This is a genomic window from Flavobacteriales bacterium (assembly GCA_016712535.1).
Lineage (GTDB): Bacteria > Bacteroidota > Bacteroidia > Flavobacteriales_F > PHOS-HE28 > PHOS-HE28.
Map to the genome: position 1 here is coordinate 23,648 of JADJQW010000003.1, position 24,456 is coordinate 48,103.

General features: G+C 61.9%; 31 protein-coding genes. 19 read left to right on the forward strand and 12 right to left on the reverse strand.

All coding sequences use genetic code 11. The annotated features are described in order from the left end of the window. Positions 1 to 10: 10 nt before the first annotated feature. Both IPK70_10235 and mutY read right to left on the reverse strand, forming a co-directional pair. Positions 11 to 451 (reverse strand): single-stranded DNA-binding protein, encoded by a 441-nt coding sequence (locus IPK70_10235; GenBank protein ID MBK8227537.1) that lies wholly within the window; start codon positions 449 to 451, stop codon positions 11 to 13. Positions 452 to 487: 36 nt separating this feature from the next. Then, positions 488 to 1,531 (reverse strand): A/G-specific adenine glycosylase, encoded by a 1,044-nt coding sequence (gene mutY / locus IPK70_10240; GenBank protein MBK8227538.1) that lies wholly within the window; start codon positions 1,529 to 1,531, stop codon positions 488 to 490. Here mutY and IPK70_10245 point away from each other — a divergent pair. The 4 genes from IPK70_10245 to IPK70_10260 all read left to right on the forward strand — a co-directional run bounded on the left by IPK70_10245 (position 1,516) and on the right by IPK70_10260 (position 4,639). Further along, complete coding sequence (locus tag IPK70_10245; protein MBK8227539.1) at positions 1,516 to 1,899, forward strand: HU family DNA-binding protein; 384 nt, start codon at positions 1,516 to 1,518, stop codon at positions 1,897 to 1,899. The genes mutY and IPK70_10245 overlap by 16 nt on opposite strands. A 65-nt stretch (positions 1,900 to 1,964) precedes the next feature. Beyond that, positions 1,965 to 2,393 carry a tetratricopeptide repeat protein gene (locus tag IPK70_10250; protein ID MBK8227540.1) on the forward strand — a complete coding sequence of 143 codons (429 nt, stop codon included), beginning with the start codon at positions 1,965 to 1,967 and terminating at the stop codon, positions 2,391 to 2,393. A gap of 206 nt (positions 2,394 to 2,599) precedes the next feature. Next, positions 2,600 to 4,150 (forward strand): Rne/Rng family ribonuclease, encoded by a 1,551-nt coding sequence (locus IPK70_10255; GenBank protein MBK8227541.1) that lies wholly within the window; start codon positions 2,600 to 2,602, stop codon positions 4,148 to 4,150. 108 nt (positions 4,151 to 4,258) lie between these two features. After that, entirely contained in the window at positions 4,259 to 4,639 is a 381-nt protein-coding gene (locus IPK70_10260) for a hypothetical protein (GenBank protein MBK8227542.1), read from the forward strand. A 484-nt stretch (positions 4,640 to 5,123) separates the two neighbouring features. On the opposite strand, the gene IPK70_10265 is transcribed toward IPK70_10260, so the two are convergent. Together IPK70_10265 and IPK70_10270 are read right to left on the reverse strand one after the other, a co-directional pair. After that, complete coding sequence (locus IPK70_10265) at positions 5,124 to 5,423, reverse strand: DUF86 domain-containing protein (GenBank protein MBK8227543.1); 300 nt, start codon at positions 5,421 to 5,423, stop codon at positions 5,124 to 5,126. Positions 5,424 to 5,451: 28 nt separating this feature from the next. Beyond that, entirely contained in the window at positions 5,452 to 5,742 is a 291-nt protein-coding gene (locus IPK70_10270) for a nucleotidyltransferase family protein (GenBank protein ID MBK8227544.1), read from the reverse strand. A gap of 80 nt (positions 5,743 to 5,822) precedes the next feature. Here IPK70_10270 and IPK70_10275 point away from each other — a divergent pair, with 80 nt between their 5' ends. From IPK70_10275 to IPK70_10290, 4 genes are all read left to right on the forward strand, one after another. Then, positions 5,823 to 6,272: a regulatory protein RecX gene (locus IPK70_10275; protein MBK8227545.1), complete on the forward strand. Its 450-nt coding sequence runs from the start codon at positions 5,823 to 5,825 to the stop codon at positions 6,270 to 6,272. 111 nt (positions 6,273 to 6,383) lie between these two features. Further along, a complete protein-coding gene (gene prfB, locus IPK70_10280; protein MBK8227546.1) occupies positions 6,384 to 7,481 on the forward strand; it encodes a peptide chain release factor 2 in 1,098 nt (365 codons plus the stop codon). A gap of 53 nt (positions 7,482 to 7,534) precedes the next feature. Beyond that, on the forward strand, positions 7,535 to 9,064 hold the full coding sequence (gene fumC / locus IPK70_10285; GenBank protein ID MBK8227547.1) for a class II fumarate hydratase: 1,530 nt from the start codon (positions 7,535 to 7,537) through the stop codon (positions 9,062 to 9,064). Continuing rightward, positions 9,048 to 9,605 (forward strand): acetolactate decarboxylase, encoded by a 558-nt coding sequence (locus IPK70_10290; protein ID MBK8227548.1) that lies wholly within the window; start codon positions 9,048 to 9,050, stop codon positions 9,603 to 9,605. The genes fumC and IPK70_10290 overlap by 17 nt, the downstream gene beginning before the upstream one ends. Positions 9,606 to 9,670: 65 nt before the next feature. Here the strand turns inward: IPK70_10290 and IPK70_10295 are convergent, their stop codons facing one another. The 8 genes from IPK70_10295 to IPK70_10330 form a co-directional block, all read right to left on the reverse strand. After that, positions 9,671 to 10,051, reverse strand: a complete 381-nt coding sequence (locus IPK70_10295; protein ID MBK8227549.1) for a rhodanese-like domain-containing protein — start codon at positions 10,049 to 10,051, stop codon at positions 9,671 to 9,673. A 15-nt stretch (positions 10,052 to 10,066) separates the two neighbouring features. Then, complete coding sequence (gene trxA, locus IPK70_10300) at positions 10,067 to 10,381, reverse strand: thioredoxin (GenBank protein MBK8227550.1); 315 nt, start codon at positions 10,379 to 10,381, stop codon at positions 10,067 to 10,069. Continuing rightward, positions 10,378 to 10,602, reverse strand: coding sequence for a hypothetical protein (locus IPK70_10305; protein MBK8227551.1), 225 nt, complete (start codon positions 10,600 to 10,602; stop codon positions 10,378 to 10,380). Before IPK70_10305 ends, trxA begins: the two co-directional genes overlap by 4 nt. Then, a complete protein-coding gene (locus IPK70_10310) occupies positions 10,599 to 10,901 on the reverse strand; it encodes a rhodanese-like domain-containing protein (GenBank protein MBK8227552.1) in 303 nt (100 codons plus the stop codon). The genes IPK70_10305 and IPK70_10310 overlap by 4 nt, the downstream gene beginning before the upstream one ends. Before the next feature lie 75 nt (positions 10,902 to 10,976). Then, positions 10,977 to 12,371 (reverse strand): hypothetical protein, encoded by a 1,395-nt coding sequence (locus tag IPK70_10315; protein MBK8227553.1) that lies wholly within the window; start codon positions 12,369 to 12,371, stop codon positions 10,977 to 10,979. 16 nt (positions 12,372 to 12,387) lie between these two features. Next, positions 12,388 to 12,804 carry a DsrE family protein gene (locus IPK70_10320; protein ID MBK8227554.1) on the reverse strand — a complete coding sequence of 139 codons (417 nt, stop codon included), beginning with the start codon at positions 12,802 to 12,804 and terminating at the stop codon, positions 12,388 to 12,390. Between the two features lie 309 nt (positions 12,805 to 13,113). Continuing rightward, positions 13,114 to 13,800 (reverse strand): hypothetical protein, encoded by a 687-nt coding sequence (locus IPK70_10325; GenBank protein MBK8227555.1) that lies wholly within the window; start codon positions 13,798 to 13,800, stop codon positions 13,114 to 13,116. After that, the gene (locus tag IPK70_10330) at positions 13,782 to 14,192 is read right to left on the reverse strand and encodes a transcriptional repressor (GenBank protein ID MBK8227556.1); all 411 of its coding nucleotides are present in this window, start codon (positions 14,190 to 14,192) and stop codon (positions 13,782 to 13,784) included. Before IPK70_10330 ends, IPK70_10325 begins: the two co-directional genes overlap by 19 nt. A 197-nt stretch (positions 14,193 to 14,389) precedes the next feature. Here IPK70_10330 and IPK70_10335 point away from each other — a divergent pair, with 197 nt between their 5' ends. The 11 genes from IPK70_10335 to IPK70_10385 all read left to right on the forward strand — a co-directional run bounded on the left by IPK70_10335 (position 14,390) and on the right by IPK70_10385 (position 24,386). After that, positions 14,390 to 15,619, forward strand: coding sequence for a GTP-binding protein (locus IPK70_10335; protein MBK8227557.1), 1,230 nt, complete (start codon positions 14,390 to 14,392; stop codon positions 15,617 to 15,619). Positions 15,620 to 15,630: 11 nt separating this feature from the next. Then, the gene (locus tag IPK70_10340; GenBank protein ID MBK8227558.1) at positions 15,631 to 16,284 is read left to right on the forward strand and encodes a DUF1826 domain-containing protein; all 654 of its coding nucleotides are present in this window, start codon (positions 15,631 to 15,633) and stop codon (positions 16,282 to 16,284) included. Further along, positions 16,281 to 16,487: a hypothetical protein gene (locus tag IPK70_10345; protein MBK8227559.1), complete on the forward strand. Its 207-nt coding sequence runs from the start codon at positions 16,281 to 16,283 to the stop codon at positions 16,485 to 16,487. The genes IPK70_10340 and IPK70_10345 overlap by 4 nt, the downstream gene beginning before the upstream one ends. 84 nt (positions 16,488 to 16,571) lie before the next feature. Next, positions 16,572 to 17,348 (forward strand): hypothetical protein, encoded by a 777-nt coding sequence (locus IPK70_10350; protein MBK8227560.1) that lies wholly within the window; start codon positions 16,572 to 16,574, stop codon positions 17,346 to 17,348. A gap of 25 nt (positions 17,349 to 17,373) precedes the next feature. Further along, the gene (locus tag IPK70_10355) at positions 17,374 to 17,787 is read left to right on the forward strand and encodes a MerC domain-containing protein (protein ID MBK8227561.1); all 414 of its coding nucleotides are present in this window, start codon (positions 17,374 to 17,376) and stop codon (positions 17,785 to 17,787) included. Continuing rightward, the gene (locus tag IPK70_10360; GenBank protein MBK8227562.1) at positions 17,784 to 18,362 is read left to right on the forward strand and encodes a type 1 periplasmic binding fold superfamily protein; all 579 of its coding nucleotides are present in this window, start codon (positions 17,784 to 17,786) and stop codon (positions 18,360 to 18,362) included. Before IPK70_10355 ends, IPK70_10360 begins: the two co-directional genes overlap by 4 nt. Positions 18,363 to 18,385: 23 nt before the next feature. Beyond that, positions 18,386 to 19,087, forward strand: coding sequence for an ATP-binding cassette domain-containing protein (locus IPK70_10365; GenBank protein MBK8227563.1), 702 nt, complete (start codon positions 18,386 to 18,388; stop codon positions 19,085 to 19,087). A 3-nt stretch (positions 19,088 to 19,090) separates the two neighbouring features. Further along, the gene (locus IPK70_10370; GenBank protein MBK8227564.1) at positions 19,091 to 20,512 is read left to right on the forward strand and encodes a DUF3526 domain-containing protein; all 1,422 of its coding nucleotides are present in this window, start codon (positions 19,091 to 19,093) and stop codon (positions 20,510 to 20,512) included. Further along, complete coding sequence (locus IPK70_10375) at positions 20,509 to 21,849, forward strand: DUF3526 domain-containing protein (GenBank protein MBK8227565.1); 1,341 nt, start codon at positions 20,509 to 20,511, stop codon at positions 21,847 to 21,849. The genes IPK70_10370 and IPK70_10375 overlap by 4 nt, the downstream gene beginning before the upstream one ends. 37 nt (positions 21,850 to 21,886) lie before the next feature. Next, entirely contained in the window at positions 21,887 to 24,034 is a 2,148-nt protein-coding gene (locus tag IPK70_10380) for a carbohydrate binding family 9 domain-containing protein (GenBank protein ID MBK8227566.1), read from the forward strand. Between the two features lie 28 nt (positions 24,035 to 24,062). Further along, positions 24,063 to 24,386, forward strand: a complete 324-nt coding sequence (locus IPK70_10385; protein ID MBK8227567.1) for a hypothetical protein — start codon at positions 24,063 to 24,065, stop codon at positions 24,384 to 24,386. Positions 24,387 to 24,456 lie beyond the last annotated feature (70 nt).

Below are 24,456 nucleotides of genomic sequence, written 5' to 3' on the forward strand. Positions count from 1 at the left end.
TGCGGACGGACTAGAATGGCAGATCGTCCACCTCGTCGGCGAAGTTCCCAGCGGGCGCGGTGGCTTGCGCAGAGGTGGAAGGCTGCTGCTGCGCCTGCGGAGCCGCACCGCCGGCATTCGCGCGGTCGAGCATGGTCATCTCATCGACATGCACCTCAGTGGTGTAGCGCGTGATGCCGTCCTTGTCCTGCCATTGGCGGGTGCGGAGCTTGCCCTCCACGTACACCTTGCTTCCCTTGCGCAGGTACTTCTCCACGATCTCGGCCAGGCCGCGCCATGCCACGATCGCATGCCATTCGGTCTGCTCGCGCTTCTCGCCGGTCTGCTTGTCTTTATACGTCTCGCTGGTGGCGATGCGGAAGTTGGCCACGGCGGCGCCGTTCTGCAGGTGCCGCACTTCGGGATCGGCGCCGAGGTTGCCGATCAGGATCACTTTGTTCACGCCGGACATGATGGTATGGGGAATAGGGGAGACGAAGGTAGCGGTTCACTTCACCGCGCTCCGTGTGGATAGGAACCGCTCGACCAGCCGTGGTTTCGCGTGTCGTTCCACCAGTTTCTCGTTCATCAGCACCCACCCTTCAGGCTTCCTGATTCGCTTCGGAACATGAACATCCCAGAATACGGCTTGGATCACCTGATGGCTGAGCACGTGCTTCACTGGACCCTCGATCCGCTTCACGATGGCATAAGGGCCTTGCTTCTTCAGCACAGAAGCCGTCGCTGGTTTCTCGGTCTCCACCATCGGCAATTCCCAGAGCCCCTGCCAGATGTCCTTCCCGGTGCGCTTCCGCAGATAGATGCCGCCCTTCGCCTCGATGAGCAGGTAGTTGAAGTGCCGTGTGCGCGTTCGGGTCTTCCCGCTCTTCACGGGCAGTTCGGCCATGCGACCTTCGGCTTTGGCGATGCACTTGCGTGCTAAGGGGCATTCGTCGCAGCGTGGGTTCTTCGGCGTGCATACCGTGGCGCCCAGTTCCATCACCGCCTGGTTGTGGTCTCCGGGGTGCTCGCGCGAGATCAATTCCGCGGCGAGGGCCCGGAACTCTTTCTTTCCAGTGGTGCTGTCAATAGGCGTGGCGATGCCGAAGACCCGGCTGAGCACTCGAAAGACATTGCCATCCAATACAGGCTCAGGCAGGCCGAAGCAGATGCTGGCGATGGCCGAGGCCGTGTAGTCGCCTACCCCCTTGAGCTTGAGCAGGGCGGTGTGGACGGCTGGGAATTGTCCACCATGCTCCTGCAGCACCTGTCGCGCGGCCTTGCGCAGATTGCGAGCGCGGCTGTAATAGCCCAGCCCTTGCCAAAGCCGAAGCACCTGGTCCTCAGAGGCCTTGGCCAATTGCGCCACGGTGGGGTAGCGCTCCACGAAGCGATGCCAGTAAGCCGTGCCTTGGTCCACGCGCGTCTGCTGGAGGATTACCTCACTGAGCCAGATGCGGTAGGGGTCGGGGCTGGTGCGCCATGGCAGCGGGCGCTGGTTTTCGCGGTACCACGGGAGCAAGGCGTGGCTGAACCATGAACGGCTTGACATACAGGCACAAAGATGGGTTGCGGGTACGGTATGCCCGTCTATATTTGCGCCCCCAAATCAATCGGGCTATGACGAAGGCGGAACTTGTGGGCATCATCTCGAAGAAGACGGGCATCGAGCGAATGATCGTGCTGGCCACGGTTGAAGCGTTCATGGACGAGGTGAAGCACCAGTTGGCTGAAGGCGAGGCAGTGCACCTGCGCGGCTTCGGCAGCTTCATCGTGAAGCATCGGGCCCAGAAGACCGGCCGCCTGCTCGCTCAGAACACGACCATCATCATTCCCGCGCATGACATCCCGGCCTTCAAGCCCGCCGATGTCTTCGTGGATCAGGTGAAGAACCGGTCGCAGAAGCCGGAAGGTCAATGATGGGATTTGGGAAACCGCAGTTGCTGGCCTTGGCTGGCGCGGCGGTGGCAGGCGTTCTTTTGATGATGGTGCCCCGGACACCTTCGGGGAAGCAAGCGGAGGAAGCCGCTTCGGTCACGCCGGCGAAAGCCCGGATGATGGAGGCTGTGACCTTGGTGAATGGCTCAGAGCCCATGCGCGGCATCCAGATGCTGCGGCAGATCGTGGAGGAGGAGCCAGGCAATGCCGAAGCGCATTGGCACCTGGGCCTCTTCTCGGTTCAGAGCGGCCAGATGGACAAGGCCCTCGACCGCTTCAAGAAGGTGCGCGACCTGGACGCTGAGGGATTCCCCGACGTCTGGTTCTACTTGGGGCGCACCTATGCCACCATGGACAGCATCGATCAAGCGATCAGCTGCCTGCGGAAGTACAGGACATTGGTTGAAGACACGGCCATCACCCGACAGGTGGATGGCTTCTTGGAGGAATTGGAAGGACACGAACACGAACACTGAAGAGCACATGCCCTGCGGAAAGAAGCGGAAGCGCCACAAGATGGCCACCCACAAGCGCAAGAAGCGCCTGCGGAAGAACCGCCACAAGAAGAAGATCCGGTAGGATCTCCTAGCAACGGGACAGGCTGAAGGCGCATCGCCTTCGCCTGCCGCTGTTCGGCGCGCGCCTGCGTGCCTGCTTCCATGCACACCAACTGCATCATCGCGTGAGCGTCGATCTGGTCATCCGGTCAGCCGGTGGAGAGGTCTCCATCGCCTTGTTGAAGGACAAGGTGCTGAGCGAGCTCCATCGTGAGCGTACCGAGCGCGGCTTCGCCGTGGGCGACGTTTATCTGGCCAAGGTGCGCAAGGTGGCGCCCGGCCTCAACGCTGCCTTCGTGGATGTGGGGCACGAGAAGGACGCCTTCCTTCACTACTTCGACCTGGGGCCGCAATTCAAGAACAGCTACAAGTTCACCAAGGGCGCGGTGAGCGGTGCCGTCACCAGCAGCCTGCTCGCCGACTGGAAGCTCGATGCCGACATCCCCAAAGAGGGCAAGCTCGGCGATGTGGTGAGCGCCAGCCAGAGCATCCTGGTGCAGATCGCCAAGGAGCCCATCAGCACCAAGGGTCCGCGCCTCACCGCCGAAGTGACCCTCGCCGGGCGCTACATGGTGCTGGTGCCCTTCATCAACAAGATCAGCATCAGCAGCCGCCTCACCGACGAGGTGGAGCGCAAGCGCTTGAAGGAGCTGATGATGGCCATCAAGCCGAAGGGCTTCGGCGTGATCATCCGCACCAACGCCGCCGACAAGGCCAGCGCCGACCTCGAGGCCGACCTCAAGAACCTGCTGGAGCGGTGGGACACCATGTTCCGCAACCTGCGCAACGCCATCCCGCCCAAGAAGGTGCTCGGCGAGGTGGACCGCACCAACGCCGTGCTCCGCGATGTGCTCAACAAGACCTTCACCGGCATCCATGTCGATGATGAGCTCCTCGCCGACGACATCCGTACCACCCTTGAGAGCATCGCTCCGGAGAAGGCCGGCATCGTCAAGCACTACAAGGGGAAGATCGACATCTTCGACAACTTCGGGATCAACAAGCAGATCAAGCAGGCTTTCGGCAAGCAGGTGATGCTGAGCAGCGGCGCCTACCTGATCATCGAGAAGACCGAGGCCATGCACGTCATCGACGTGAACAGCGGCAGCCGCAAGGGCGGCAACCAGGCCCAGGAGAAGAACGCGCTCGACATCAACATCGAAGCGGCCCAGGAGATCGCCCGACTATTGCGGCTGCGCGACATGGGCGGCATCATCTGCGTCGATTTCATCGATCTCTACGAAGCGGAGAACCGCCGCCTCCTCCACAAGGCGCTGAAGGATGCCATGGAGGACGACAAGGCCAAGCACAACGTGCTGCCGCCCTCACGCTTCGGCGTCATCGAGATGACCCGCCAGCGCGTGCGCCCCGAGACCGAGATCGACACGAGCGAGAACTGCCCCACCTGCAAGGGCACCGGCGAAGTGCAGGCCCCCGTGCTGCTCATCGACGAGATCGAGAACACGCTCAACTACCTGCTCACCGAGAAAGACATGAGCGGCCTCACGCTCTGCGTGCATCCCTTCATCCACGCCTACCTCACCAAGGGCCTCTTCAGCATCCAGCGCAAGTGGTACTGGCGCTGGAAGAAGTGGGTGAAGGTGAAGCCCGAGGGCGCCCTGCAATACCTCGCCTACAGCTTCCAGGATGGGAACGGGAATGAGGTGCCGGTGTGAGAATTGTTGGGATTAGCGGGCGATTCAGCGTGCCTCGGCCCTATAGGAACCATCGCAAACGAACATGCTTTTCGTTCTAGGTTTGTCATTCTCATACCAGTACCATCCATGCGCTCAGTACTGCTCTCTTCATTCTTGCTCTTGGGGCAAGTAATAGCCGCCCAGACCTACGAACAGTTTTATTTCTCGGAAGGTTCAGAGGATGTAACGCTGGAGGTCAGAGTGGCCGATGAAATGTGGTTGGTTGATCACATGGATGTAGGAACCCGAATTTTTATCGACGACGACGGAAGTAGATTCCTCATTGAACCAATCGAGGGTTGGTACAGAATTTCCGGAGCGTGCGGTGACTATACTGGGCAAACCTCATGCAAGGCGACCTTGACGGCCATTTGGGCAACGCCACCTTTTGTCTTCGCGAGCGGAACGTTATTAAACGTGGTTTGTCCCAAGGGGACGACCATCAAGGCCCGTCGACTGATTCCTTAGCTACGTTTGCGGTGATGAGCACCGTTTGTCTTACTGACGCGAATGGACATCAAGCGGTCGTTCGCCTGATCCGTTTGGAGCGGGAGAATGTCCTGCTCCATGGACACCGAAAGGGAATACTTGTGCTAGTGCGCCTCGATCACGGAACGCCGGCCATCCTTCAACTCGAGCGAACGATGGTTCCTATCAAGCATTACTTCGTTTCGTGGGGGAAGCGCGGTGAGGACGGGAAGCCCATGCACATTGCGGAAAGAGTAGGTGTTACGCATTTCGGTCTAATTGAGGGTGGCGAGAATTATCCTGTTGATGCCATGTGGCCTGCACTGGTAGAGTGCTACCCACAACAATTGCGTGAGGCTTCCCCTTCCGCGGATGGTCACAGCTGATTGCCACCTACCCTAGCTTTTACGACCGGTCACGGGCTTCCTTCACCGAAATTCCCGCAGCGGTCTGTCCGCTGCTTTTGAGCGGACGATCCTGCGGCCTATTTCAGCTGCTTGTCCAATTCTGCCACCAACGGCGGCACGTACTTCTGCGTGATGCGCCAGAGCGTCTCATCATCCACGCGGCGGTAGTCATGCACGATCCGGTGGCGCAGCCCCGCGATCTTGAACCAGTCTATTTGCGGATGCGCCTCCTTGAAGCCGTCGCTCACTTGGTACGCAGCCTCGCCCACCACCTGCAGGTTGTAAGCCACGGCATCCCGCAGCAAGCGATCGGTCATGAAATCATCGTGCGACTTGTTGTGCAGATACGCGAGGACCTGGCCGGCGAACTCGCGCATGTCAAGCAGGTACGCGCGGTCCTTCGATTCAGACATAGCGCAGGTCCCGTTCGATGGTCTCCATGTACCAGGGCCGAACACCCTTGCGCACGACGAGATCCACCTTCCGCTTGAGCAGATGCTGCAGGTCTTCAGCCAGTTCAAGGAAGTCGTAATCCTTGCTGGTGTCGAACTCCACCATGATGTCCACATCGCTGTCGGGGTTCTGCTCACCACGAGCGGCGGAACCGAAAACAGCCATGGAGGTCAACGCGTACTTGGCGAAGAGCCGTTCCCGCTCGCTGCGGAGCGCGTTGAGGATGTCCTGAAGCGAACCCATAGCGCTGCAAATATCGACAACCCTTCAGTCCTTCACCTCAGGTGCTTAGGTTGGCGCCGGCCCTCATGATCAATAGCTCATTGTCCTCTTCAGCTCTCACCAAAGCCCGCGCCTATTGCGCACGCCAGGAGCGCTGTCAGCAGGAAGTGCGCGACAAGCTCTACGCCTGGGAGGTGCCTGCGCGCGAGATCGAGCCGATCATCTCCCAGCTCATCGGCGAGGGCTTCTTGAACGAGGCGCGCTTCGCGGAGCACTTCGCCGTGAGCAAGCTGAGGCAGAAGGGCTGGGGCCTGCGCAGGATCGAGGCGGCGCTGAAGCAGAAGCGCGTGAGCGAACCGTGCATCCGCGCAGCGTTGAAGGCCATCGACCAAGATGAGCAGGCTGGTCGATTGCGCGAGCTGGTGGCCAAGCGCTGGACGAAGGAGAAGGATCCGGATACGTTCCGGAAACGGCAGAAGGTGATGGCGTACTTCCTTCGGCGAGGCTTTGCGGTGGACGAGGTGGAAAAGGCTCTCCGGGACCTTGGATAGCCTTCGCTTCTTTTCAACCCCCAGCCTGCTGCTGCGCCAACCTTCAACTCCCGACCATCATTCCCTTCAACCTTCAACCCTCAACCGCGCGCCCGTACTTTCGCGGCCTCAATGATCACGATAGACAAGGTCACCGGGCTGATCGAGCGGCTCGAAGCCCTCAAAGGCTACCTCGACATCGAGGACAAGCGCGGCCGCATCCTCGAAGAGGAGAAGTACACCCACGACCCCGATTTCTGGAACGATGCCAAGAAGGCGAAGGCGGTGATGCACAAGATCCGCGAGCTGAAGCGTTGGGTGGCCTTATGGGAAGAGGTGAAGCGCGAGATCGACGATGTGGGCGTGATGTTCGAGTTCTGGAAGGCGAAGGAAGTGAGCGAGGAGGAATTGGAGGCGCAGTTCAAGAAAGCGTCCGATGCACTGGAGGAGCTCGAGTTCAAGAACATGCTCAGCGCAGAGGAGGATCCCCTGAGCGCGGTGGTGCAGATCACCAGTGGCGCGGGCGGAACGGAGAGCAACGATTGGGCGCTGATGCTGCTGCGCATGTACCGCATGTGGGCCGATAAGGAGGGCTACAGCGTGAAGGTGCTCGATTACCAGGATGGCGAGGCCGCGGGCATCAAGCAGGCCACCTTGGAAGTGGACGGGGAGTTCGCCTTCGGCATGCTGAAGGGCGAGAACGGCGTGCATCGCCTGGTGCGCATCAGTCCGTTCGATAGCAACGCGCGCAGGCACACCAGCTTCGTGAGCGTGTATGTGTACCCGCTGGTGGATGAGAGCATCGAGATCGACATCAACCCCGCCGACATCACTTGGGACACCTTCCGCAGCGGTGGCGCCGGCGGCCAGAACGTGAACAAGGTTGAGACCGGCGTTCGACTGCGCCACGGACCCACGGGCATCATCATCGAGAACACCGAGACGCGCAGCCAGCTCGAGAACAAGAACAAGGCGCTGCAACTGCTGAAGTCGCAGATGTACGAGGCTGAGCTGGAGCGGCGCCGCAGCAAGCGTAGCGAGATCGAGGCGGGCAAGAAGAAGATCGAGTGGGGCAGCCAGATCCGCAACTACGTGCTGCAGCCTTACAAGCTTGTGAAGGACGTCCGCACCGAGCATGAGACGAGCAACGTGGATGATGTGCTGAACGGCGACATCGGCGAATTCCTGAAAGCGTACTTGATGATGCACGGGCAGTCGCAGAAAGTCTAGGCCAACGACCGGTAGCGCCGACCCTTTGGGTCGACACGAAACGACGCAACGACATGGAATACCGCATCGAGAAGGACACCATGGGCGAGGTGAAGGTGCCCGCCGACAAGTATTGGGGCGCGCAGACCGAGCGCAGCCGCAACAATTTCAGGATCGGCCCGCCGGGCAGCATGCCGCGCGAGATCGTGCATGCCTTCGGCTACCTGAAGAAGGCTGCGGCCCTCACCAACCTGGAGCTGGGCAAATTGCCGAAGGAGAAGTGCGAGCTCATCGGCCGTGTATGCGACGAGATCATCGCCGGCAAGCTCGATGAACAGTTCCCGCTGGTGATCTGGCAGACCGGCAGCGGCACGCAGAGCAACATGAACGTGAACGAGGTGATCGCCTACCGTGCGCATGTGCTCAACGGCGGCAGCCTCAGCGATGAGCAGAAGGTCCTCAATCCGAACGACGACGTCAACAAGAGCCAGAGCAGCAACGACACCTTCCCGACGGCCATGCACGTCGCGGCCTACAAGCTCACGGTGGAGGTGACCATCCCCGGCGTGAAGAAGCTGCGGGAAACGCTCGCGCAGAAGGCCAAGTCGTTCAATGCGATCGTGAAGACCGGCCGCACGCACTTCATGGACGCCACGCCGCTCACCTTGGGCCAGGAGTTCAGCGGCTATGTTCAGCAGCTCGACAACGGCCTGCGCGCCATCGACAACGCGCTGCACATGGTGGGCGAGCTTGCCTTGGGCGGCACCGCCGTCGGCACGGGCCTCAATGCGCCCAAGGGCTATGCGGTGAAGGTGGCTGAGCAGATCGGAAAGCTGACCGGGCTTCCGTTCACCAGCGCGCCGAACAAGTTCGAGGCGCTGGCCGCGCACGATGCCATGGTGGAGCTGAGCGGCGCGATGAAGCGTCTCGCCGTTTCCCTGATGAAGATCGCCAACGACATCCGCATCCTCAGCAGCGGCCCGCGCAGCGGCATCGGCGAGCTCATCATCCCCGACAACGAGCCCGGCTCATCCATCATGCCCGGCAAGGTGAATCCCACGCAGCCCGAAGCGCTGTCGATGGTCTGCGCGCAGGTCATCGGGAACGATGTGGCCGTGAGCGTGGGCGGCATGCAGGGCCATTTCGAGCTGAACGTATTCAAGCCGCTGATCGCCGCCAACGTGCTGGAGAGCGCCCGGCTGCTAGGTGATGCATGCGTCTCCTTCAACGACAAGTGCGCCATCGGCATCGAGCCCAATCACGCCGTGATCAAGCGCCACTTGGAGAACTCGCTCATGCTCGTCACCAGCCTCAATCCGCACATCGGCTACTACAAGGCCGCCGAGATCGCGAAGAAGGCGCACAAGGAAGGCACCACCTTGAAAGAGGCTGCTGTCGCGCTCGGTCACGTCACCCCGAGGACTTTGACAAGTGGGTTGACGCGAGCAAGATGTGCAGCGAGGGATGAGGCGCTTGGCCCATCTCACGGCCTTGAGCCTGCTCACCTGCTCAGTGCATGCCCAAGTCATCGCCACGGGCGCCCTCAAGCGCACCATGTGGGAAGGCCAGCGGAGCGGCCTGATCGCCATGGATTCGTTGAGTGAGCGTGGCTTCTATGGCATGGGACCGCTGGAGCATATGCGCGGTGAGATCACGCTGGTTGATGGTCGCTGCCACGTCGCGCGCGTCATGGGTGATAGCCTGAGCGTGCGGGTCGATCCGACGGCCAAGGCGCCCTTCTTCGTTCATGCACGCGTATCGCATTGGGAAGAGGTCGTGTTTCCGGGCGATGTGTCGGATGCGGAGCGATTGGATGCATTCCTCGATAAGCGAGGTGAAGACCAGCCTTTCTTCTTCCGCCTGAAGGGCCGCTTCGAAGAGATGGATGTGCATGCGTGGGACCTGCCTGCCGACTCCGCCTTCACCGGACCTGCGGAGGGCGCGCGATACAAGCGGCACTACAGCTTGAAGGAACCGGAAGGAGAGGTCATCGGCGTGTTCTCCCGGCATCACCGCACGGTGTTCACGCACCACGATTCGTTCATCCACCTGCATTTCCTGAGCAGCGATGGCCGTGTGATGGGCCATGTGGATGCATTGAGGATCCGGCCAGGGAGCGTTGTGCTCGTGGTCGCGAAGCCCTGATGACCGGAAGCAGAGAGGCCCGGAGCATGCGCCCCGGGCCCCCTCCTTGGGCAAGCCTCGTGTGCCTACCTCACGATGGGCTTGCCATTGGCGGTCCATGCTTGCACACCTCCATCCAGATCAGTGACGTCCTTGAATCCGGCCTTGAGCAGTGCTTCCCGCGCAGCAGCGCTCCTGCGGCCCGAAGCGCAGTACACGAGTACGGGCGTGTCTTTGTCGAGTGACCCCATCTGGGCCTCCAGCTCTCCGCTTGTCCAATCGAGGTTGAGGGCGCCTTTCAAATGCCCACTGGAGAATTCACTCGATGTGCGGACATCAACTAGCTGGACCTGGGGGGTGATGGCCATCTCAAAGGCATCGGGTGGCAATGCACCGGGCTTCGTTGACGGTCCGCAGGCGCTGAGCATGGCAATGCCCGATAAGGCGACGAGGCTGAGTGTCCGCATGAGGCTTGTTCTGGCTTAGAGATGCGGTGCGATCACCTGCTGCAATTGCTCGGCGCTCATCACGCCGCTGCGGCGCCACACGGGTTGGCCGTTCTTGAAGACGATGAGCGTGGGCACGCCCTGCACCTGATACGCTTGCGCGGCCGCTGGATTGCGGTCCACATCGATCTTGATCACGGTGGCTTGATCACCAACGCGGCGCTTGAGGTCCTCGAGGATGGGCCCCATCACACGGCAGGGGCCGCACCATTCAGCGGAGAAGTCCACCAGCACCGGCTTGTCGCCGGCGATCAGGTCCTTGAAGCTCGTTGCTCTTTGCGTGTCGGTCATTTGACTTCGTGGTAGGTGAGTTCGTTCTCGGTCATCGTCTTTCGCCCTGGCGCGCAGCTTCCGGCGAAGCAGCAACCGGTGTTCAGGATGGCCTGGATGCTGAAGAAAGCGCCTGCCCCGAAGGCGAAGGCTTCGCCGCTGGCGATGCCTTGCCCGATGAAGGCGAGCCCGATCCCCAGCCGCATCCAGCGTGACCAATGCCAATTGCGCAAGGCGATCATGATAGCAAGGCTTGCACGTTCTGCCAAGGCCCTCCGTTGTACACCTCGAAGCCCGCGCTCTTCAGCGTATCGGCCGCCATGCCGCTGCGGGCGCCGCTGCGGCAGCAGGTGATCACCGGTTTCTCCTTGCTGAGCTTGCCCAATTGTCCCTGCAGGCGGTCGAGCGGGATGTTCACCGCGCCCTTGGGATGGCCGGAGCGGTATTCGTCGGGCGTGCGCACATCAATGATCTGCGCGCCTTCCTTGATTTTCTGGCCGAGGTCCACCTTGGGTCCGAGGCCGAAGAGCTTTCCGAACATGGGAACTGGTTTGTTTATGGTGCAAAGGTCCGGTATGCGCGAGGCGGGGTGCGTGATGCGTATCACCGACCAGGCTCAGAACGCGTAGTTCACGATGATCTCCGCGTGGTGCATGTCCACCTTGTTCACGGCTTGCCGGGTGGTGTAGGCGGTGCCGCGCATCGGCAGCTTCACCAAGTAGATGAACTGGGCTGCAAGGCCTTTCCAGGTGCCGCTGAACTGGTACTGGGCGTTCACGTCGAACTGCTGGTAAGCCGGGAAGGCGTATTTGTTCAAGCGCGTGTTGCTCACCTCGGGAAGCCAATACTGTCCGGCATCGGCTTGCAGGCGCCATCCGTTCTCCGATCGCCAGATGAGGTTGAGCGTTGCGGCATGCGCATCGCCAACGCCTTCGTTGCGTTCCCTTGGCAGGAAGGTGTAGAAAGGGTCGCGGCCCCACTCGCGGGGCATCAGGTAGCGCCCATCACCGGTGATGCGCGTGCAGTTGGCCTGCCAGCGGAATCGCCCCATCTTCATCCGGACGCGCCCGCTGAAGACCATCGACGCATCGGATTGGAAGTAGGCGAGGCTGTCGTTGGCGTTGCCGCCGTTCATCACGCGGTCTTGTCGGATCGCCATCGCGCCCACCATCCAGCGGTCGTCGCGCGTGCCCCGTTCTAATTGCAGCATGGCCGTGTTGAAGGCATTGGCCACGAGCATGTTCCAGCCGGTGATCGTGAACTTGTGCTTCCAGGGTGCCGTGATGCCCGCCATGGCTATGCCCGGCGAAACAGTGCGGCCCGCGTACCGGCTCGGCTTCCCATCGATGCCGATGCCCACCGGATAGAGACCGATGCTCTGCTCCACAGTGGACCAGTTGGCGGTTGATCGCGGCGCCACCCGGTAGATCACGCCGCCCTCGAAGCGCACGCCCTTCGTGCTCCTATGCGACGCCCATAGGCCTTCAACCAGTCCCGGGTGCATGCGGCCATCCTGAGGGTTCATGAATGGCGTGATGAGCTCTTGGCGACCCAGGACGACGATCGTTCGATCGTCGCGCGCATGGTGATTGAGCTGGAATAGCTGAACGAAGGCGAGCTGGTTGTCGCGGCGCGGATTCGTCACGTCGAAGAGGCCGATCTCGTACCGGTTCGGGATCGCGGTGGAAGGGTCGGGCTTGGTGAGGTCCGCGCTCCACAGGTCGAAGGCGTAGCCTCCGGTCATGCGCAATTGGAGGCCGTGCCACCGAAGCGATGAGAATCCCAGCGAACCGCCGAAGGCCTGTGCATGGTAATCGGCGGTCGCACCATCGTTGAGGGTGCCCATGAGGAAGATGCGGAAACGGCCTTCGAGGGTGCCCTTGCGGATCACCTCGGGCAGGGGCGCGCCTTGCTTCAGCGTATCGCTGGGGGGCAGGTCCTGATCCGATTGCTGTGCCCTTGAGCTGGTCGCGGCCAGCAGGAACAGCAGAATACCGAGCTGACGGAACACGGTGCTCCGTTACGGACTAGAAGCCCGCCTTGATGTAGCTCCAGCCGTCCTCCTGCCGCTCCACGATGTGGATGATGCCGGCCTTTACATGTCCCGCTTCGGGCAGCACCTTGGCAGGGTCCAGGTTGCGCTCCCGGATGGTATTGTCGCAAGCGAGGAAGACGATGCCTTGAGCGGCGAACTCCTTCACCTTTCCCTGAACGATGCTGCGATCGCTCATGAGCATGTCCATGCCGGGGCCATGGCACACCACCTCGAGCTGAAGGGAGGGAGCGGCTTCCTTCATGTTCTTGAATTGCTTCATCAGGTTCTTGTGCACGAGCGTATCGCCGCTGGTAAGCTGCATGACGATGCGATGCTGGCGAGCACCGACCTGGGCGGTCACCGTCACGGTTGCGAGGAGCAGTGGGATCAGCAGGAGGAGCTTCTTCATGGCATGCAAAGGTGTGCCGCTGGCTGGTCGCGGTTCTGTGATATGGCTCACGCTGTTCAGCGGAATTCGTAGTCGTACCCTTCCAGCTGGCTCAGCAGGTCCTGGGGTGCATCCGTAGCCGTGATGCGGCCTTCGACCTTGGGTGCCACCGGACTGAACTTGCCGAAGTACTCGCGCAGGATGGTGTGCATGGTGATGTTCGCCCGGCGCGGGTTCTACACCTTCTCCATGCGGCAGAGCGTGTCGTCGGGATCGCCTTCGCGTTCGCAGGCGGCGACGGGCGGCGCAAGTCGAAGAGGGGTCGCACCATCATTCTGCGGCGAACAGCGCGCTCGTACTGAGCCCGCCGGGGTTGCAGCCCTCCACGCCTTCGGGAATGGGCATTCCCAACGCGGTGTAGTACGCTTCCCATGCGGGGAAGAAAGCGCCGGTGCCTGGATCCTTGAATGTCATGGGCCGCTGCTCGAAGACACGGCTCCCATTGGCCCGATCGAAGGCCAGGGCTATCAGCTCCGTGCAATACAGCTTGCCATTGTCCGGGAGAAAAGCATCATCGTACGGAACGCCTAGCATGGCCAGTGCTGTATCGGCGGCGCGTCCTGCCAACGTTCGGTGGATGGGCTGCACGCTTCCGTGCCACACCTTGGTGCTGCGCGCGTGGAAGTCGCGCAAGCTGGTGAGGTGAACATCCTTACCAATGGCCTCGATCACTGCGAGCGAATCGCCCAAGCGCACGATCATGCCAGCATGGCTGAAGTCGTGGCCGCCGATGCCCTCGGTCACCTCCTCGATCGCATCGCACAAAGGGCCGCAGTCCAAGTCCTGGAAGAGGACGTCGCCGGGGCGAAGGACGGAACCACTGGACTCCACCAATGTCTTCTCGTCCGCATGGGCGGAGTGATCATCGTGCCTGCAGCCCGGTGGGAGCGTGCAGATGCACAGCCACAGGAACCAGGAGAACGGACGTGCTCCGTGCATCACTTGCAGCTCTTGCACGTGCCTTCCAGGTCCAGGTGCCCCTGCTTCAAAGCGAAACCCTTGGGCAGCTTCACCTTCGGGAGTTCCACCGCCTCCAAACAGAACACGTGGCCGCAGTCGGTGCAGCGGAAGTGTGCGTGTGCATCGTTGTGGTGGCCATGGCCGCATTGATCGGCGCATGGCGCGAAACAGCTCGTGCCCCGTGAATCCAGGACCCGATGCACGAGGCCTGCTTCCTCGAAGGCGTTCAGTGAACGAAAGATGCTGACGCGGTCGGCCGTAGCGGTCAAGCGGCCTTCCAGCTCCAGATGCGTCAGTGCGCGATCGCTTTTGCGCAGCAGGGCCAGCAGGTCCAGGCGAAGGGCGGTTACGCGCAGGCCGTGATGGCGGAGGATGTCTTCGTCGGTCATCGCGAACAAATCTAATGCAACACGGTTGCGTTTGCGGATCTTACCCCATATTTGCCACTCAGTTGCATTATGTGCGTAGGCCCGAAGAAAATGGAGCACGCGGGAGAGAGCAGGTCAAGGGTTGAACGAACCGCTTGGCCCGGCAACGAGGGTAGTGGCTCTCTTCCCGTGTTCCACCAACGAACGAGATGATCGTGATGAACGAACAGAAGAAACTTCCGGTCACCGTCCTCTCCGGCTTCCTCGGCGCGGGCAAGACCACCTTGCTCAACCACGTGCTCCACAACAAGCAGGGGCTGCGTGTAGCGGTGATCGTGAACGACATGAGCGAAGTGAACATCGATGCGCGGCTCGTGGAGAACAGCGGCGCCTTGAGCCGCACCGAGGAGAAGCTGGTGGAGATGAGCAACGGCTGCATCTGCTGCACCCTGCGCGAGGACCTGATGGTGGAAGTGGAGCGACTTGCCAAGGAGGGCCGCTTCGACCACCTGCTCATCGAAAGTACCGGCATCAGCGAACCCGTGCCCGTGGCGCAGACCTTCAGCTTCGTGAGCGAGGAGAGCGGCATCGATTTGGGCCGCTTCGCCTACATCGACACCATGGTCACCGTGGTGGACAGCTACAATTTCTTCCGCGACTTCTGCAGCACCGAACGCTTGGTGGACCGTGCGCTCACCAACATGGAGGGCGACCACCGCACCATCGTGAACCTGCTCACGGACCAGATCGAATTCGCGAACGTGATCGTGTTGAACAAGACCGATCAGGCCACGCCCGAAATGCTCGGAACACTGGAAGCCACCCTGCGCAAGCTGAACCCCGGAGCGGTGATCGTACACAGCGCGTTCGGCAAGGTGGAGCCCAAAGCGATCCTCAACACCGGCCTCTTCAACATGGAGAAAGCCGAAAGCAGCGCCGGTTGGAAGAAGGAATTGGAAGGCGGCATACACACGCCGGAAACCGAGGAGTACGGGATCAGCTCATTTGTCTACCGCGAGCGCAGGCCCTTCCATCCGGAACGCTTCTGGACGTGGATCGACCAGCATTTCCCCACCACCATCATCCGTAGCAAAGGCATGTTCTGGCTCGCATCGCGCCCTGACCAGGCGCTCAACTGGAGCCAGGCCGGCGGAAGTCTTCGCGCCGACGGTGCCGGTGTGTGGTGGTGCAGCATGCCGTTCGGCCAGCGCATCCGCTACGCCACGTTCGTCGATCATAAGGACGCCATCGAAGCACGCTGGGACCCCGTGTTCGGTGATCGCCAGAACGAACTGGTCTTCATCGGACAGGAGATGGACGAGGCAGCGATCCGCACCGCGCTGGAGCAATGCCTGTGCAATGAGGCCGAGATCGCGGCATGGCGCGCCGGACGCTTCCCGAAGACCGATGAATGGCCCATACCGGCCATGGAACCCGAAGCGGCATGAACCCTACGACCATGAGCACCACCTTCTCTCCCGCTATTGCCAACCTCGCCGCCGGACAGGAGTCCCGTGTGTTGGAACGCATCCACGAACCGGAGGTGAACATCGCCGTTTGGGAACGCAGCCAGCCTGTGCCCATCGCAGAGATCAATGCGGTCCTTGGCCGACTGACCGGCGAGATCCGCACGCACGGCTGTGTCACCGCCATCATGGAGCACCTGCGCGAGGTGTTCACCACCAAGGAGCTCGATGCGGAGCACCTGCTCCACGACATCGCGCTGCTCCTCGAAGGCTTTGCCAACACCAGCATGGTGAAGGACCTGCGCCTCTCGCTCAGCGCCGTGAACACCAACATGTGCCGCCGCTTCCATACCGATGTGAACGACCTGCGCCTGCTTTGCACGTATGTGGGGCCGGGCACGCTTTGGCTGCCCAACGATGCGGTGAATGAAAAGGCCATTCGAAGCCGCGACCCTCACCTGCCCATCGAGCGCTCGCCGGAGGATGTGCAGCAGGTGGCCACCGGGCACGTGGCCATCATCAAGGGGGCCTTGTATCCGGGCGATGGCGTGGCGGCCTGCGTGCATCGCAGCCCCACCATCGAGGAGACCGGAGAGCAACGGCTGCTGCTGCGGATCGACACCAACGGACCCCTGCTCGACCTATGATCCCGCACACCTACGAGGACTGGCACCGGTGCATCACGGTGGACTGCGGCATCACGCTCACCCGGCCCTTCGTGCTGGAGCGCCTCGCCATCCTGTCCGATGACGACCATCCCGAAACACAGCGGTTCATTCAGCTCTATGGCGATCCCCACCGGCTTGGGGTGGTGGCTTGGTATGAACGCGTACTTCCTCAGGTTTCCTGACCCCAGTATCACCACCCCACACCCTTGCCCCAATGACCGGCGTGTGACCCTTAGCTCAACGACCACCGATCAAGCACAACGACCATGGACGACTTCAAGCGCCGGGACTTCATCAGGTTGAGCGCACTGGGCTTTGCCGGCGTTGTGCTGCAGTTGCGTTCCATTTCCACCTACGCGCAGCAGGCGAATGGGCACATGGGCAGGTGGAACGCGGACACGCCGCTGAACTGGGACGCGTTCATCGAGCGGCTCACCCTGCTGGCCCGCAGCCAGCACGAACCGCATTGGAACGATGAGCGCTACATCAAACAGGTGAAGCGGCTCCTTCTACAGTGCGACTTCCCGGAGTTCGAGAACGTCAAACAGGCCATGCAGGCGTACGAGAACAAAAGGCAGAACTGGTTCGAGTCCGACAGATTGCACCATGAAGTGGACTTCCAGGTATCGCTCTTCCAGTTCGAGCCGGGTGAGTACATACCGCATCACGATCACCCGAATATGACGGGCGTTCTGAACGTCGTCTCCGGGAGCATCCTGACGAAGAACTACGACCTCGTCGAGCACCTCACCTCAGAAAGAGAGGTGGTGGTGAACGGAAGAACACATGTGCTGAAGAAATGCATTCTGCGGGAAACAGCAAGCGAGAACGTGGAGGCGGGGTCTGTGAGCATGCTCGGTGTGGACAAGGGCAACATCCATTCCATCATGCCGAATGCCTTTACCCAAATGGTGGACGTGTTCACCCCGGCATACAAGCAGGACACGAAGGCCAACTGGTACGACGTGAACGAGGATGGTTTCCACAACGGCCGAAAGCGCCTGTTCGAAGCTGAGTATCCGCGGTTGAATTTCGGAAAATGACGAAGGCAGGCAGGAACATCGCAACATGAGCCATTCAACCATTTCCCGCCCTCGCCTTGCCGACGGTCTCGGCATCCTCAACTCAGCCCTCTGCCTGGTGCATTGCCTGGCCATGCCGGTGTTCATCGCCGTGGGTGCCAGCTTCATGCAGCATCCGTCCGTCACCTGGGGCTTCATCGCTCTGGCATTCCTTGCCATGCGCAGTGCAATACGCAGCCGCAACAACGCCACTGTGGCCATGGTGCTCGGCATAGGCTGGGGCGTCTTCGCCGTGGGCATGGCGCTGGAAGGCGTTCACCCCGCTTTAGAGAACCTCACATACATCGGCAGCGGACTGCTCATCCTCGGGCACGTGCTCAACTGGATGGACTTCCGCGCCGTGATGCCTCTACCCAACGAACTGAACAACACCCAAACTCCGAAAACCTCGAACCCATGAAGACGAACCTGAAGTACATGGCCATGGCTCTTTTAACTGCTGCCGCCATCACCGGCTGTAAGAAGGATGATGATGACCCCGCTACACCCGCTCCCCCGCCCAACGAGGAGGAGCTCATCACCACCCTGCGCCTTCACTTCCACTCCGCCAATGATGTCGAGCACTTCCACTTCGAGTTCACGGACCTCGACGGCGATGGCGGGAACGTGCCCGTGATCGAAGCGGATACGCTCAGTGCGGACAGCATCTATACCGTGACCATCGAAGTGCTCAACGAGAGCGAGAGCCCGGCCGAGGACATCACCGCCGAGATCCTGGCTGAGGATGAAGACCACCAGTTCTTCTTCCAAGTGAGCGGCGTCAACGCCACCATGGCTTACAATGACGCGGATGCGGACGGCAACCCGGTGGGCCTGGCCACGACGTGGACCATCGGTGCAGCGAGCAACGGCAGTGTGATCGTCACCTTGCGACATGAACCAGACAAGGGTGCGGCCGGTGTGAGCAGTGGCGACATCACCAATGCGGGCGGAGAGACCGACATCGAGGTCACCTTCCCCGTGGTGATCGAGTGACCATGGTTCTGTAGCCAAAAGACATGATACACATCGAAGCACTGCATAAACGCTACGGCGCGCATGAGGCCGTGAAGGGCTTGTCGCTTTCGTTGCAACGCGGCGAGGTATACGGACTGCTCGGCCCAAACGGCGCTGGGAAGAGCACCACCATCCGCATCCTGCTGGGCTTCGAGCCGTTCGAGAGCGGAACCGTGCTTGTAGCGGGGCATGACATGCGCACCCACGCCGATGAGGCCCGCTCCCGGACCGGCTACATCCCGGAGAACGTGGAACTCTACCCCTTCCTCAGCGGCCTGGAGAACCTGGACCATTTCACGCGCTTGGGCGGATCGGCCCTGGCCAAGGCGGACCTGCGAGAGGCGTTGCTGCGCTGCGGGCTTGAGGCCGATCACCACGGGAGGCGCCTTTCCTCCTACAGCAAGGGCATGCGGCAGAAGGTGGGCATCGCCATCGCCGTGGCGCGCAAGGCCGATGTGCTGTTGCTGGATGAACCCGCCAGTGGACTGGACCCTGCCGCCAGCCGTGATCTGGGTGTGCTGCTGCGCGAACTGGCCAGGGGCGGCACCACCGTGCTCATGGCCTCGCACGATCTCTTCCGGGTGCGCGAGACCTGCGACCGCGTGGGTATCCTCCAGCACGGCCGCATCGTGCGCGAGATGGGCGCCGCGCACATCGATGCCGCGGCCCTGGAACAGGCCTACCTGGAACACATCAACGGCTGAACCATGTGGCGCATCGCGCGGACTGAATGGATCGGCCTTGTACGCAGCCCGCGTTGGCGTCTGTTGCTGCTGGGCATGGCCGTACTCCTCGTGGTGACCGGTACGATCGGCCATGTGGAGCACCGGCGCGATCGGCAGCAACGCACGGAAGCCGCCCGTGAAGTGCGCCGACAGTGGGACAACATGGGGCCGAGCAACCCGCATGGCGCGGCGCACTTCGGCACCTACGCCTTCAAGCCCGCCGGGGTTCTGGCCGCGCTGGATCCGGGCACCAACCCCGTGACCGGCAATGCGCTCCGCCTGGAAGGCCATGTGCAGAACGACCTCGCCTGGAGCAGTGCGGCGCAACTGCCCCAGCTGGCCCGCTTCGGCGAACCGCACCCCGCGCTGATCCTGCAGGTGCTGGTGCCACTGTTGCTCATCGTGCTGGGCTTCGCCTCGGTCACCGATGAACGCCGCAGCGGACGCCTGCGCCTGATGGCCGTGCAGGGCCTGGGCGCACGACAGCTGCTGCTGGGCAAGGCGATCGCCCTTACGCTTGTGGGGGCCCTGTTCCTGCTGGTCATCGTAATGCTGCAGGTCCTGCTGGGCGATGGGCCGGAAAGCGGACAAGCCGTCCGCCTTGCGGGCTTCTCCGTCGCCCATCTGCTTTACTATGCCATCATCGCCTTGCTCACCGTGATCGTCAGTGCCCGTGTGCGGCGCATGGAGTCCGTGTTCACCGTGCTGCTGGGCATCTGGCTGGCCTGGACCGTGGCCGCACCCCACCTGGCCGCCGCGTGGGCCGATGCGCGCCATCCGTTGCCCGATCGCCGCAGCTTCAACAAGGCCATGCAGACCGATCGCGAGCAGGGCGTGGACGGCCATAACCCCGAGGACACGCGGCGTGCGGAGCTTGAGCGCAAGGCCTTGGCGGAATACGGCGTGGACAGCCTTTCGCAGCTGCCCATCAACTTCGATGGCCTCGTGATGCAGGCCGATGAGGAATACGGCAACGCGGTCTGGGACAAGCATTTCGGAGCCTTGCAGGAACGCATGGCCGATCGGAAACGCAGCGTGCAGCGGAGCGCCCTGCTCAGTCCCTACCTCGCGCTGCGCGGGCTCAGCATGTCCGCTGCAGGCACCGATATGCCGCACCACATCCACTTCCAACGGGCCGCCGAACACTACCGCCGCGACCTGGTGGAACGCCTCAACCACGAGCACGCCCATGGCGGGTCGCGCACCGGCGATTGGTCATGGAAAGCCGACGGCGATTTCTTCCGCGCCATCCCGGACTTCACCTATGCCCACCCCGATTGGCGCTCCATGCGCAGCGGTTGGGGGGTCGACCTGCGCGCACTGCTGATCTGGACGGGTTTCCTCCTCGTGCTGCTGCTCATCCTCTTCGCCCGCCGACCCGGCCCTGAACTGCTGCGCTCATGAGGACGATGGCCATCCTGCGCATCAGCGCGCTTCAACTGCTGCGTTCGCCTGGCAAGCTCATCGCCCTTGTCCTGTTGCTGGGCTGCTGCGTGATCGCCTTGCGAGGAGGCATGCAGGAGCTGGAAGCGCGCAAGGAGCGGATCGCCACCATCGAGGCTGACCGAAGCAAAGAGCATGAGAAGGTGCGTGCGTGGTTCGCCGAAGGCCGCAAAGGCCCTGAGGACATGCCTTGGGTGGACATCACCGATCCCTTCTGGTGCTCTTGGTACGCACGACCCAAAGCGTACATAACGCCCTCCCCTATGTTGGCCATCGTGCCCGGCCGCAGCGCAGACCACCCGTGGTTCGCCGATCTCGCCTACTACAGCAACGCCTACAACACGCGCTTGCAGACCGAGATCGCCGATCCCGAGCACCGGCAGCTCGGGACCTTCGACTGGGCCTTCGTGCTCATCTACCTGATGCCGCTCTTCTTGCTGGCCCTGGTGTTCGACATCGGCGGTGCGGAACGCGATCGAGGAGCGCTGGTCCTCATCCGGTTGCACAGCGATGGCCTGCGGTCATGGCTGGCCCGGCGTTTCGTGCCACCTGCGATCGTGGTCTGGCTGGTCACGATACTGCCCATGCTGGCTGCGGGTGCACGGGCGGGCGCGCTCGCGGAGCAGCCTTGGGCATTGCTGGTCATCGCATTGCTGGCAACAGCCTATCTGCTCTTCTGGGCAGCGGTCCTTGGGCTGGCCGCATGGATGTCGCGCGGCAGCAATGACCAAGCCCTGCGTGGTGCCATTGCTTATGCCGCGGTCTGTCTGGTGATACCCGGTGCAGTGCAATGGGGCGCGAAGCTCCAGCATCCTCCGAGCTTGATGGTGGATTACATCACCGCCGATCGCGTGGGTGCACAGGCCGTGTACGAGCTTGATGCGGACACCATCCAGCGACGCTTCTATGCGGCAAGGCCCGATCTACGGAACACGCCTTACGGCCGTGACACCGTCCCCAATGAGAACGTCGACTGGATGATGGCCAGCACCCTGGTCTCGCTGATGATGGACAGCGTCGTGCAGGAGGTGGCCCAAGCCGATCGGGAACGGCACAAGACGATCGAGCTGGCTTCCTGGTGGCTGCCCAGCATGGCGATCCCGCTGATGATGGAAGAAGCTGCGGGCACCAGCGCAGCCCACCACCTGGCGTTCCGCATGCAGGTGCAGGAAGGCGGCAAGCGCATCCTCGACCGGATCGTCGATGACAGCTGGAACAAGCGGGTGATGGATGCGGAGGGATTCAAACAGTATGCTGCTCCGCTGAACCCTGTTCCGTCCAATGAGCGGGCTCTGTGATCGGCCACTACGGTGCGTGCTGATCGCATGGTGTTGGATGAACGCGGCCGTTGCATGGGCCCAGCAACCCACCACCTTCCCGCCGCCGGAAACACCGCATGTGGTGCCCTGTGCCCTCTTGACGGATGGTATCAAGGTGGATGGTGATCTGCGGGAGACCGCTTGGGCAAGCGGCAGGATGAACGCCGCTTTCGTCCAGAAGGACCCGCAGCAAGGCGCCCCGCCCAGCCAACGCACGGACGTCTTCGTGCTGCATGACGCGCACGCCATTTATGTGGGCGTGTTCTGCTACGACAGCGCGGCGGCCACGAGCAAACCACGTGTGATCAGCCTCCAGCGCGATTTCGAGCCCTTCGAGAACGACTTCTTCAGCGTGGCCATCGATGGCATCGGTGACCACCGCAACGCGTGGATCTTCCAGGCCACCCCTTACGGGAACCAGCGCGACCTGCAGGTGCTCAATGGCGACAACTTCAACGAGGACTGGAACGCGCTGTGGCATGTGGCCACCACCCGCACCGATAGCGGCTGGTGCGCCGAGTTCGCCATTCCGTGGAAGAGCCTTCGATACCGCAAGGGTGCCACGGAGATGGGCATCCTCTTCGCACGCGGTATTCGGCGCAACAACGAGTTCGTCACGTTCCCGGCCATCCCGCGGGCCTACACCCTGTTCCGCATGGAGTATGCCGCACGCCTCACAGGCATCACACCGCCCAACCCCTCGCTCTCGCTGCAGCTGAATCCCTATGCGTTGGTGAACGGTCCGGTGAACAGCACGGCGCCGTGGGCGGCGCAGGTAGGCGGTGAATTGAAGTGGGCCCCTTCGTCCAGCACGGTGATCGACGCCACCGTGAACACTGATTTCGCGCAGACCGATGTGGATCAGCAAGTGAACAACCTGGGGCGGTTCAGCATCTTCTTCCCGGAGAAGCGCCAGTTCTTCCTGGAGAACGCGGCGCTGTTCGATGCCACGGGCACCTCGCAGATCGTACCGTTCTACAGCCGCCGCATCGGGCTGGATGACAACGGCATCGCGCAACCCTTGGATGCGGGGCTGCGTGTTGTGACGCAGACCGCCAAGCACAACCTGGGTGCCATCGCCGTGCGTGAACGCGGGGGAGAACTCACCGGTCCGGCGCACTATGGCGTGTTGCGCTACGCCTACAACCCCACCGCCAAGTCACGCTTCGGTGCGCTCGTCACCATGAAGGATGCCCAACGCGGGTCGGCGATCCCCGCAGCGGAAGCCCCGTTGCACAGCCGCAACTACAGCGCCACTGCCGATGTGTTCCTGCGTCCCACCGGCGATTGGACCATCGCGGCGATGGGCAGCGCAACAAGCGATGATGCCGCAGGCACTGGTGGCGCGGCACACCTCTGGCTGGGCCATAACGCGAACTGGGGCTATGCCGGATGGGTTCAGCAATACGTGGATGCGCGGTACACCCCGGGATCAGGCTTCGTCATGGGCAACAACTACCTGCTCAGCAGTCCCGCCTTCGACCTGGACCTGCGGCCCAAGTGGCTGCCCAAGAAGATCAGGAGCTATGTGCCCTTCATGTACCTGAACATCTACCATGATGCCGACGACCTGGAGTTCCAGCAAGCCGATATCGACATCAGCCTTACGGGCATCAAGTTCCAGAACGGCACCTACATCGGCGTCGGACGCGAGCAGGAATGGCAGCGGATCCCGGAGGGGTTCGCGCCGCTCGGCGTGCCCATCGCCCCAGGCGACTATTCCTTCGGCCGCACGTGGATCTACCTCAGCACCGATGGCTCGCGCAAGATCAGCGGTGACGGCAATGCGAAGACCGGTCGGTTCTACGATGGCGGTTACTGGACCTTCTCGGCCAACGTGCGATATGCCCCGATCCCGCATGTGCGCTTGGGCGCCGGCTGGAGCGTGGATGGGTTCGAGCGCATTGGCATAACGGATACGACCTTCAGCGCGCACCTGCTCAACGGCAATGTGCGCATCGCGCCGTTCGCGCGCTTGCAGATCACGGGCAGCTACCAGTACAACACTGTTACCGAAAGCGAAGTACTGAATGCCCGCCTGGCGTGGGAGTACCGCCCGCTCTCGTTCCTCTACCTCGTCTTCGGCCAGGGTGGCTTCATCGCTAGTGAGAACAGGAACGAGCAGCGCCTGATCGGGAAGGTGACGTGGTTGAAGCAGTTGTGAGGAAGGAACCGGTGTTTCGCAACCCATAGTGCTCTACCACCGCCTCGACGAGATCAAGGACGAAGCCGAGCGGCAGAAGTTCACGATGGAAGTCACCGATCGTTTCGGCCCCATCCCGCCGCTGGTGAACGAACTGTTGGAAGCGATCCGCTTACGCTGGCTGGGGCAACGCATGGGCCTCGAGAAGATGGTGCTGAAGAAGGGCACGCTCATCGGCACCAATCGCGGACCTGAAGCATCCGTTCTTCGAGGGCGATGGCTTCAACGCCGTGCTGCGGGCGGTCGGCGCAACCACGTCGGTTCAAGGTGTATGAGAAGGCGGGGACGCTGCGGGCCAGCGTGCAGGATGTGAAGAACGTACCTGCGGCGAAGGAGGCGATTGAGGGGGCGGTGGGAGTGAAGGAGAGCGTGTAGGTGGTTTG